The organism is Streptomyces sp. NPDC003247 (assembly GCF_042888135.1).
In the GTDB taxonomy this organism is placed as follows: Bacteria; Actinomycetota; Actinomycetes; order Streptomycetales; family Streptomycetaceae; genus Streptomyces.
The window spans coordinates 325,062-335,683 of sequence record NZ_JBIAPF010000006.1; the positions used below are offsets into that span (position 1 = coordinate 325,062).

The window sequence follows — 10,622 nt, forward strand, 5'->3', positions numbered from 1 at the left end:
ACCGTGGACTTCGCCCTGACACCGGAACAGGAGCTGTTCCGCCGCACGCTGCGCGACTTCGTCGCCAAGGAGATCACCCCGGTGGCCCGGGAGTGGGAGGAGTCCGGCCGGCACCCGGCCGAGATCATCGACGGGATGCGGTCCCTGGGCCTGTTCGGGCTCACGGTGCCCGAGCGGTACGGCGGGCTGGACGTGGACATGGTGTCCTTCGCGCTCACCTTCGAGGAGATCTCCCGGGGCTGGATGGGCATCGCCGGCATCCTCGGCTCGCACTCCCTGGCCTGTCTGCTGATCGCCCGGCACGGGAGCGAGGAGCAGCGGCTGCGCTGGCTGCCGGGGATGGCGAGCGGCGCGTGCCGCAGCGGCATCGCGCTGACCGAACCGGACGCGGGCACCGACCTCCAGGGCATCCGCACCACCGCGCGCCGGGACGGCGACGGCTACGTCGTACGCGGCGCCAAGACCTGGATCACCAACGCCCGGTCCGCGGGGATGCTGCCGGTGCTGGTCAAGACGGACCCGGCGGCACGGCCCGCCCACCGGGGCATGAGTCTGCTGCTGGTGGACACCGCGAGCGAGGGCTTCACCGTCACCCGGGACCTGCCCAAGCTGGGCTACCGGGGCACGGAGACCTGCGAACTGCTGCTGGAGGACGTGCGGGTGCCCGCGGACTGTCTGCTCGGCGGGGTCGAGGGGCGGGGCATGCAGCAGGCGCTGTCGGCGCTGGAGACGGGCCGCATCAACGTGGCGGCCCGCTCGGTGGGGATCGCCCAGGCCGCGCTGGACGAGGCGCTGTCGTACACCGGGCGGCGGCAGGCGTTCGGCCGGCCGGTCCATGACTTCCAGGCCGTGCAGCTGCGGCTGGCCGACCTCGCGACCCGGCTTCAGGCGGCCCGGCTGCTGGTGTACTGGGCGGCGTCGCGGGCGGACGGCGGGGCGCGGGCGGACGCCGAGTCGGGCATGGCGAAGCTGTTCGCCTCGGAGACGGCCGTCACCGCCGCGCTGGACGCCATGCGGCTGCACGGCGGGTACGGCTACTCCAAGGAGTTCGTGGTGGAACGGCTGTACCGGGACGCGGCGTTGATGAGCATCGGCGAGGGCACGAACGACATCCTGCGCACCGTGATCGCCCGGCGGCTCACCTCCGGCGAGACCAGGATCGGGTGACGCGGTGGCCCGCTCCTACCTCTACGTGCCGGCCGACCGTCCGGCGATGCTCGCCCGCGCCCTGGAGCGCGGCGCGGACGCGGTCATCGTCGACCTGGAGGACGCCGTCGCGCCGGGCGCGAAGGACGCCGCCCGGCGGGCCGCCGCCGACTGGCTCGCGAGGGTCGACCCGGCGCAGCCGGTCGAGGTGTGGGTCCGGGTCAATCCCGGCGCGGCCGGTCTCGTGGACGCGGCGGCGGTGGTCTCCCCGGCGCTGCGCGGGCTGTGCCTGGCCAAGTGCGGGCATCCCGACGACGTGGCGGCGGTGGACGCGGTGCTGGGCGAGCGGGAGGCCGCACTGGGCCTCGTGCCGGGGCGCGTCGCCCTGTCGCCGCTGCTGGAGTCGGCCGGCGCGGTGCTGTCGGCCCCCGCTCTCGCCGAGGCCCCGCGCGTGGCGCACCTCCAGGCGGGCGAGGCCGATCTGCGGGCCGACCTCGGCATGGATCCGGTGCCCGGCGACGAGCGCGAGCTGCTGCCGGTGCGTGTCGGCCTGGTCCTGGCCTGCGCGGCCGCCCGGATCGGCCCTCCGGTCGGCCCGGTGAGCACCGACTACCGCGACCTCGGGGCGCTGCGCCGCTCCAGCACGGCCCTGCGCCGCCTCGGCTACCGCTCGCGCGCCTGCATCCACCCCGCGCAGATCCCGGTGGTGCACGAGGTGTTCACCCCGACCGCCGCCGAACTGGCCGCCGCCCGCGACCTGGTGGACCGCTTCGACGCGGCGGCCCGGGCCGGACGCCCGGTCATCGTCGACGCGGACGGCCGCATGGTCGACGAGGCGGTGGTGCGCGCCGCCCGGCGGGTTCTGGCGGGGGACGGCTGAGCACGGGGCACCCGGCGGTGTCGGCCCACGCCGGGCCCCCTGGCGTGCCGGGGGCCCTGCCTCCGTGCGGGCGCCGCCTGGGTGTGCGAGCCGCCGTACCGCGGGCCGCGTGCGGGCACCACCCGGCCCAGGGTGGTGCCCGCGCGCGGCTTGCGGCAGCGCGAGCCGGCCCACGGCGAGCCGCGCGGGCACAGCCCGCGCCTCCCTCGTCCCCGGGCGCGTCGGCGAGGGCCGTGGTCACGGGCCCGGTCGGCACCCCGTGCGAGGACGCACGGCACTCTGCGCGCGCCGGAGCACCATCCGCCCGGAACGCCGGGCCGTGAGCGTACGGCGTCAGGCGGGTGGGCGCAGGGCGGCCAGGAGGCGGCGGGCGGCGCCGCGGCCCTCGGCCGGCAGGGCGCGGACGGTGGCGGCCAGCAGGGTGGTGCGGTCCGGTCCGAGGAACGGGGTGGCGCCCAGCCGGTACTTGGTCTCCAGCTCGTCGAGGGTGAGGGGGGCGGCGGGGCCGCCGCGGGAGCCGGAGACCCGGTGTTCCCAGCGCCGGCCGTCGAGCGTGGCGATCCGCAGGACGGCGCTGAAGGCGTGCGGGAACTCCTCGTCGCAGAGCGCGTCGGGGACGACCTCGACGCGTTCGGCGAGGGCGCGGCGGCGCGGGTCGCCGAACGCGGCGGGCGTGAAGTCGGCCAGGTGCAGGCCGAGTCCGGCGTTCTCGTCGGCCAGCAGCGCGGCGGCCACGGTGTAGGGGCCGGAGAACTTGGCGTGGTAGGGGGAGCGCGGGCGGTGCTTCTCCTCGCGGGGTTCGCCGATGGTGCGCCGGGGGGCGGCCGCGACGCCCAGTTCGGCGGTGGAGACGGTGCGCGGGTCCAGTCCCCGGGCGCGCAGGGCCAGCGCGCAGTCGATGCCGGGGTGGGTGAAGTGGTTGGAGGGGTACGGCTTGTAGACGGTGCGCGGATACTCCCAGTGCGCGGCGTCGTGCATCGCGTCGAGGCCGGCGGTGAGGGGGCCGGGGTGCCACCGGTCGCCGAGGAGGGCGGTCAGGAAGCCGAAGCGTCCCTCGATCACGGTGGGCGGTCCGGTGACGCCCTCGGCGGCGAGCTGGGCGGCGGTGATGCCGCAGTGGGCGGCCCAGCCGCAGTGGACGCGTTTGACGCTGCCGCCGGTGCGGTTGGCCTCGATGACTCCGGCGCCCATGGAGCAGGCGATGCCGATGGCGTCGGCGATGCGCGGCGCGGGCAGCTCCAGCAGGACGGCGGCGGCGACGGCGGCTCCCACGGTGCCGCAGATCGAGGTGGCGTGCAGGCCGCGTTCGAAGAAGACGGAGTTGCGCAGGGCGGGGTCGTAGGAGGCCATGCCGAGCCGGACGCAGATCTCGCCGCCTGCAGCGAGCGCGGCGATCAGGGAGGGGCCGTCCGCCGCGCGGGCCTCGGCGACGGCGAGGGCGGCGGGCAGGACGGCGGCGGTGGGGTGCAGCACCGACGGCAGGTGGGTGTCGTCGAAGTCGAGGGCGTGCGCGAGGGTGCCGTTGACGAGGGCGGCCCGGTCGGCGGGCAGCCGGTCGCCGCTGCCGATGACGGTGGCCTCGGGGCGTCCGCCGGCCCGGCGTGCGGTGCGCGACGCGGCCTGGTGGGGGGCGGTCTCGGGGTTCTCCCCGGTGTGGGGGCCGAGGGCGGCGAGGCAGTTGCCGAGGAAGTCGAGGACGCGTCCGGTGGCGTCGGCGGTGACGGGCCCGGGGACGCCGTCGCGGCAGTCGGCGGCGAAGGCGGCGAGGCGGGCGGCGATCGGGGCGGGGGCGCCGGGGGGCGTGGTCCGGTTCACGCGGCGCGTTCCTGGGGGAGCAGGGCGAGCGGGCGGGCGGGGGCGCCGGTCGCGCCGACGAACGGCAGCGGGGCGAGGACCAGGAGGAATTCGGCGGTGCCGGTCGCGGCGAGGGCGTCGAGGCACATGGTCTCGACGATGTGGATGCCCGCCTCCACCAGCAGGGTGCGGTGCACGGGCAGGGTGGCGTGGCCGCGGCCGGGCGGGATGTGCTCGAAGGCGATGGTCTCGCCGCCGACGAGGGCGGGGTCGCGGGCGGCGAGCCAGTCCGCGGCGCCGGTGCCGGGGCCGGGGGCTCCGCCGTTCTGCCCGCCGAAAACGGCCGGGTCGGCCCAGTGGCGGGACCAGCCGGTGCCGACGAGGACGGCTTCGCCGGGCGCGACGGTGACGCCGGCGGCGCGTTCGGCGGCGGCCAGGTCGTCGGCGGTGACCTCGTACCCGGCGGGCAGGACGGGCACGCCGTGCAGGCGGGCGACGTCCAGCAGGACGCAGCGGCCGACGTACGGGGCGAACTCCTCGATGCCGAGGCGGGCGAAGCCCTCGTGGCTCTGCACGTCGGCGGCCGGCAGTCCGCCGTGCAGCCGGCCGTGCTGGGAGACGTGGGCGAGGGCGTCGACGTGGGTGCCGACGTGCCCGCCGGTGATGACGATCTCGTTCGCGGCCGAGCCGCCGTCCGCGCGCACCAGGTCGCCGTGGCGGCGCTCCAGCAGCATGCGGTACGGCGGGTGGTTGGGCGACTGGGGCATGCCCCGCCGCATCGGCTGGGCGAGGTCGAGGACGCGGGAGGCGGCGAGCGCCTGCCAGGGAGGGGGCGCCGCGGGGCGGACGCCGGGGACGCCGGTCATGGGGTTCCTTCCTCGGACGTCGGCGGGGTGCCGTCGGCAGGGCGTGGGCGCCGCCGTGCCGGGTGGGAGGACCCGTCCGGCCGTCCGGCGCCCCGCGGGGGGCGTCAGACGATCCCGTCCCTGGCGAAGGCCTCGAGTTCCTCCGGGGTGAGGCCGAGACGCTCGCCGTAGACGGCCGCGGTGTCGGCGCCGTGCGGGCGGCCGGTCCAGCGGATGGCGCCGGGGGTGGCGGAGAGCCGGTAGAGGACGTTCTGCATGCGCAGCGGTCCCAGGTCGGGGTCCTGCACGGTGGTGATGGAGTCCAGCGCCTGGTACTGGGGGTCGGCGAAGACGTCCCGGATGTCGTAGACGGGGCAGATCGCGGCGTCGGCGTCGGTGAACGCGGTGAGCACCTCGTCCAGGTCGCGGGCGGCGATCCACCGTCCGACGTGGTCGTCGAGGAGGTCGGCGTGGGCGGCGCGCCCGGAGCCGCCGGCGAACCAGGGCTCCTCGGTCACCTCGGGGTGGCCGACCAGGCGCAGCACGCGCTCGGCGACGGACTGCGCGGAGGTGGAGACGGCCGCCCAGCGACCGTCGCGGGTGCGGTAGGTGTTGCGCGGGGCGTTGTTGGCGGAGCGGTTGCCGAGGCGTTCGGGGACGGTGCCGAGCTGGTCGTAGGCGGTGGCCTGCGGGCCGAGCAGGGTGAGCAGCGGTTCGACGATGGCGAGGTCGACGACCTGTCCGCGGCCGCCGTGGGTGAGGCGGTGCAGCAGCGCGGTCTGCACGGCGGAGGCGGCGACGAGGGCGGCGACGCCGTCGGCGAGGCCGAAGGGCGGCAGGGTGGGCGGCCCGTCGGGCTGTCCGGTGGCGGCGGCGAATCCGCTCATCGACTCGGCGAGGGTGCCGAATCCGGGCCGGTGGGCGTACGGCCCGAACTGGCCGAAGCCGGTGATCCGGGCGATCACCAGGCCCGGGTTGGCCTCGTGCAGCCGGTCGGGGGCGAGGCCCCAGCGTTCCAGGGTGCCGGGGCGGAAGTTCTCGATGAGCACGTCCGCGCGGGCGGCGAGGCGCAGCAGCAGCCGGGCGCCGGCGGGCCGGGAGAGGTCGAGGGTGACGGTGTGCTTGTTGCGGCCGAGCATCTTCCACCACAGGCCGGCGCCGTCGCGGGACGGGCCGTGGGTGCGGGCGGGGTCGGGGCGCCGGGGGTGTTCGATCTTGATGACGTCGGCGCCGTAGTCGCCGAGGACGGTGGCGGCGAGGGGGCCCGCGAAGAGGGTGGCGCAGTCGAGCACGGTGAGGCCGGCGAGGGGGCCGGCACCGGCCGGGCCCGCGGGATCGGCGGCGGCACCGGAGGGGTCGGCGGTGCCGGCGGGGTCGGCGGCGGCTTCGGTGCGGTCGGCGGGGACGTGGGACGGCAAGCGGTGCACACCCCCTTCAGTCCAGCTTGTTTCTCCTTGTGGAACAGCGTTGCCAAAAGCTAGCATGCGGCACGCCGACGTGAAAGAGAAACGACGTTTCCTCATGGGGGACGCGGGACCGGAAGGCGGTAGCTGGACATGGCACGCTACGACCTGCTCGTGAAGAACGGCACGCTGGTCCAGCCCTGGACCGGTGAGATCCGCGCCGACCTGGCCGTCCGGGACGGGGTGGTGGCCGCCCTCGGCGACGACCTGCCCGCCTCGGACGCGGACGAGGTGCTCGACGCCTCGGGCCGGGCGGTGCTCCCGGGGGCCGTCGACGCCCACCTGCACCTCGGCATCTACCGGCCGCTCGGTGTGGACGCCGCCGAGGAGACGCGTTCCTGCCTGGTCGGGGGCGTCACCAGCGTCCTGTCGTACTTCCGCACCGGGCAGCACTACCTCGACCGGACGGGACCGTACGCCCGGATCCTGCCGGAGGTGCTGAAGGCGGTCGAGGGCCGCGCCCACACCGACTACGGCTTCCACCTGGCCCCCATGGACTCCGCGCAGATCGGGGAGATACCCGCGCTGGTGGCGGACGCCGGGGTGAGCTCGTTCAAGTTCTACATGTTCTACAAGGGGTTCAACCTCGCGGCGGACTCCCGTGACGCGCGCGGCTTCCGGATGACCGGGGAGGGCGAGGAGTACGACCTCGGCCATCTCTACCAGTTGATGGAGGCCGTCGCGGCGGCGGACGCGACCCGTCCCGACGGGCGGGTGTCGCTCTCCCTGCACTGCGAACAGGCGGAACTGATGCGGCTGTTCATCGACCGGGTGCGGGCGGCGGGCGACCCGCAGACGCTGCGCGCCTACAGCGAGGCGCGGCCGCCGCTGACCGAGCGGGTCGCCATCGGCGAGGCGGCCACACTGGCGCACGCCACCGGCTGTCCGGTCAACCTGCTGCACCTGTCGAGCGCGCAGGCCCTGGACGCGGCCCGCGCCGCGCGCGCCGCGGCGCCCGGTGCGGACCTGCGCGCCGAGGTGACCCTGCACCACCTGTGCCTGGACCACGACAGCCTGGACGCGGCCGGCGCGGGGCTCGGCGCCAAGGTGAACCCGCCGATCCGCACGGCCGCCGACAACGAGGCCCTGTGGGCGGGCGTCCTGGACGGCACGGTCGACTGGGTCGCCTCGGACCACGCCTGCTGCATGGAGGAGAGCAAGGGCGACGCCCTGTGGCCGGCGCTGCCGGGGTTCGGCGGTACGGCCCTGCTCTATCCGCTGCTGCTGTCGGAGGGGTACCACCGGCGCGGGCTGCCGCTGCGGCGGATCGCCGAGCTGGTGTCGGCGAACCCGGCCGCCGCATACGGACTGGCGGGCCGCAAGGGCTCGTTGATGGTCGGGCACGACGCCGACCTGGTCGTGGTGGACCTGGACCTGGAGCGCACGGTGACCCCGGAGCTGCTGCTGTCGGGCCAGGACCACTGCCCGTTCACCGGGCGCACGGTGCGGGGGTGGCCGCGGGCCACGGTCCTGCGCGGACAGGTCGTCCACCGCGACGGCGAGGTGACCGGTACTCCGCAGGGGCAGCGCCTGTTCCGCTGAACCCGCCGGCCCGCCGGACGGGCCGGCGGGCCGGACGCCCACACCGGACTGGGCCGGGCCCGCCGCGCGGGGTGGCGGGCCCGGGTGCGGGTCGCGCGGCCGTCCGCCGCCGGGCCGCTCACATGCCGTCACGGCTCCACGCCCCGCGCGAGCGGGAGCGCAGCGGCATGGTGGACGGCTGGGGGGCCTGACGGGGTTCGTAGTTCTCCGCCTCGCCTCCCCAGTTGATCCACTCGTCGGTGGTGTACCAGTTGATGAGCTCGCCGTCGGAGCGGATGATCCAGGTGGTGTCCTCCTCGGCGACGAAGTGCCCGTGTTTCACGAACGGCGGCCGGAAGCAGTACGTGCCCGGGTCGATGTCCCCGAAGTTGTAGGTCATGCGCCCGCTGAGTGTGTAGAACTCCTCGTAGCAGGGATGGTGGGCCAGCCGGTGGTCGGTCCACCCCTTGGGGGCGAGGATCAGCCGGGTGTAGAAACCGGTCTTGTCGTCCCGGTGCAGGAGCTTGATGAAGAGCGGGGTGAGGGGGCCCACGGTGGGCGCGGCCGTCCACTCCAGCGCCTCGGAGTCCCGCACGGTCACCTCGCCCTCCGCGTCGGGGGCGCGCTCCGCGCCCGGGAGGAAGCCGGAGGAGCCGTACTCGCGCCAGTGCAGGATCCGGCTGCCGGCGGCGACGGTGACGGCGTCCATGGGCACTCCGGCGGGGACCTGCACATAGCCGCCCGGGCCCAAGGCCGTCGTGCCGTAGGTGAGTTGTCCGGAGAGCACGAAGAACTCCGTGTCGGCGGAGGGGACTCCGCCACCGCGCGTCCAGTCCGTGTCGAACTCCAGGGAGAGCGCGCTGGAGCCGTCCTCCTCGTCCGTGCTCAGCCGGCGCTCACGGACGTCTCCGTTGCCGCCGGGGAGCTCTGCCGGGTGCCAGACGTAGTCGTCCTCGTGGATCAGTTCCACATGGGGGCGCACCGCACCGCCGCCTTTCGGTCGTCTTGCCGTACGGAGGTTGCCGTACGGGGGTCTGCCGTACGGGGGTCTACCGGGCCGGTTCGGGTCCGGCCGCGTCGCGCAGCTCGCGCCGGAGGACCTTGCCCGCGGCGTTGCGGGGCAGGGTGCCCACGGTCTCCAGGCGGCGCGGCAGTTTGTAGGGGGCCAGCCGGGGGCGCAGGAAGCCGACGAGCTCCTCCAGGTCCGGCGGGGTGCCGTGCGGGGTCCAGACCACGAAGGCGGTGACCCGTTCGCCCCAGACGGGGTCCGGGGTGCCCGCCACCGCGCACTCCGCCGCGGCGGGATGGGCGAGGACGGCCTCCTCGACCTCGCGGGGGTAGACGTTGAGCCCTCCGGAGACGATCACGTCCTTCTTGCGGTCGACGATCGTCACGTACCCCTCGTCGTCCATGGTGGCCACGTCGCCCACGGAGAGGGCGCCGTCGGGGGCCCGGCAGGCGGCGGAGGCGGCGGGGTCGTCCAGGTAGCCCGCCATCAGGAACGGGGAGCGGCTGAACAGTTCGCCGGGTTCGCCGGGCGGCACGGGCCGTCCGTCGTCGTCGACGACGCGCACGTCCGTCAGGTACCAGGCGGGACCCACCGAGCCGGCCTTGCGCCGGGCGTCGCGCGGGCGCAGGTCGGTGACGACGCCGCCCTCGGTGGAGCCGTACAGCTCGTGGACGCCGCAGCGCGGGAACGCGTCCAGCACCCACTCCTTCAACGGGACCGGCAGGGCGGCCGCGTTGAAGTAGAGGGTGTCCAGCACGGGCAGCCGGTAGCGGGAGGGCGCGTCCTCCCCGAGGGCGCGGATGGTCTGGGCGTGGGTGGGGACCAGGAACACGGACTGGGCGCGGTGCTCCTGGGCGAGCTCCAGCAGCCGGGCCGGCTCCCAGCGCGGCAGCATGACGACGGTGCCGCCGGTCAGGACGGGGGCGAAGCCGAACATGAAGCCCGCGCCGTGGCTCATGGGGGCGACGGCGATGCTCGTCCGGCCCGCGCCGAGGCCCCATTCGTGCGCGGACAGCAGGGCGGTCAGCGCCCGGCCGCCATGGGTGAGCAGGGCGCCCTTGGGGCGGCCGGTGGTACCGGAGGTGTACTGGACGCAGAAGACGTCGTCACCGGTGACGGGCACGCCGGGGTCGCGGTCGGGCGCGGTGTCGACCGCCCGCTCGTAGCCGAGCCCCGGTCCGGGGCCCCCGACGGTGAGCACGACCGCGATGCGGTCGGCGCTCGCGCCGACGGCGGCGACGGCTTCCTCCGCCCGTTCGTCCTGGACGACGAGGGCCCGCGCGCCGCTGTGCCCGACGATCCAGGCGATCTCGGGCGCGGTCTGGCGCAGGCCCAACGGCACCATCGGCAGCCCGGCCTTGGCCAGGGCCGCGGCCACCTCCGGATACTCCAGCCGGTTGCCCAGCAGGACCGCCACCGGGTCGCCCGGCGCCAGCCCCGCGGCCAGCAGGGCCTGCGCCAGCCGGTTGGACCGTGCGTGCAGGGCGGCGAAGGTCAGGGTGCGCCCGCCGTCCACCACGGCGACGCGTCCGGCGGCGTCGACGGCGCGCTCCCGCACCCCGGTCGCCATGGTGACGGCGACCTCTCCGGCCAGGATCCGCCGGACCGCGGCGGGCGGGGGTGGTGCATCGGGCATGACGCGTCCTTCCCACGGACCCGGCGGAGTGCGGATCAGCTCCTTCCCTGTGTACCGCCATCGTTCCGCCAGTGTCAACTTCGTTTCCCTGAACGGAACATGAGGGAGCGGCGGTGGGAGGTGCGGGGCAAGTGCGGGCGACGACGGTGGCGCGCGAGGAGCCGGGGCGCCCCGGGCGCCCGGGTGGCCGGGTGGCCCGGGTGGCCGGGTGGCCCGGGTGGCCGGGTGGCCCGGGTGGCCCGGGTGGCCGGGTGGCCCGGGTGGCCCGGGTGGCCGGGTGGCCCGGGTGGCCCGGGTGGCCGGGTGGCCCGGGTGGCCCGGGTGGCCG

At 75.8% G+C, this 10,622-nt stretch carries 8 protein-coding genes; 3 read left to right on the forward strand and 5 right to left on the reverse strand.

The annotated features are described in order from the left end of the window. Positions 1-3: 3 nt before the first annotated feature. Positions 4-1,167, forward strand: coding sequence for an acyl-CoA dehydrogenase family protein (locus tag ACFYWQ_RS22370; RefSeq protein ID WP_389518618.1), 1,164 nt, complete (start codon positions 4-6; stop codon positions 1,165-1,167). A gap of 4 nt (positions 1,168-1,171) precedes the next feature. Further along, a complete protein-coding gene (locus tag ACFYWQ_RS22375) occupies positions 1,172-2,026 on the forward strand; it encodes an HpcH/HpaI aldolase/citrate lyase family protein (protein ID WP_389518619.1) in 855 nt (284 codons plus the stop codon). 333 nt (positions 2,027-2,359) lie between these two features. Here ACFYWQ_RS22375 and ACFYWQ_RS22380 read toward each other — a convergent pair whose 3' ends face one another. The 3 genes from ACFYWQ_RS22380 to ACFYWQ_RS22390 form a co-directional block, all read right to left on the reverse strand. Beyond that, positions 2,360-3,841 carry an MmgE/PrpD family protein gene (locus tag ACFYWQ_RS22380; RefSeq protein WP_389518620.1) on the reverse strand — a complete coding sequence of 494 codons (1,482 nt, stop codon included), beginning with the start codon at positions 3,839-3,841 and terminating at the stop codon, positions 2,360-2,362. Further along, entirely contained in the window at positions 3,838-4,686 is an 849-nt protein-coding gene (locus ACFYWQ_RS22385; protein WP_389518621.1) for a cyclase family protein, read from the reverse strand. Before ACFYWQ_RS22385 ends, ACFYWQ_RS22380 begins: the two co-directional genes overlap by 4 nt. 104 nt (positions 4,687-4,790) lie before the next feature. Continuing rightward, entirely contained in the window at positions 4,791-6,083 is a 1,293-nt protein-coding gene (locus ACFYWQ_RS22390) for a CaiB/BaiF CoA transferase family protein (RefSeq protein WP_389518622.1), read from the reverse strand. 138 nt (positions 6,084-6,221) lie between these two features. On the opposite strand from ACFYWQ_RS22390, the gene ACFYWQ_RS22395 reads away from it, so the two are divergent. Next, a complete protein-coding gene (locus ACFYWQ_RS22395; protein WP_389518623.1) occupies positions 6,222-7,670 on the forward strand; it encodes a dihydroorotase family protein in 1,449 nt (482 codons plus the stop codon). A gap of 118 nt (positions 7,671-7,788) precedes the next feature. Here the strand turns inward: ACFYWQ_RS22395 and ACFYWQ_RS22400 are convergent, their stop codons facing one another. Both ACFYWQ_RS22400 and ACFYWQ_RS22405 read right to left on the reverse strand, forming a co-directional pair. Next, complete coding sequence (locus tag ACFYWQ_RS22400) at positions 7,789-8,631, reverse strand: DUF4437 domain-containing protein (protein ID WP_389518624.1); 843 nt, start codon at positions 8,629-8,631, stop codon at positions 7,789-7,791. 67 nt (positions 8,632-8,698) lie between these two features. Next, entirely contained in the window at positions 8,699-10,294 is a 1,596-nt protein-coding gene (locus ACFYWQ_RS22405; RefSeq protein ID WP_389518625.1) for a class I adenylate-forming enzyme family protein, read from the reverse strand. Positions 10,295-10,622 lie beyond the last annotated feature (328 nt).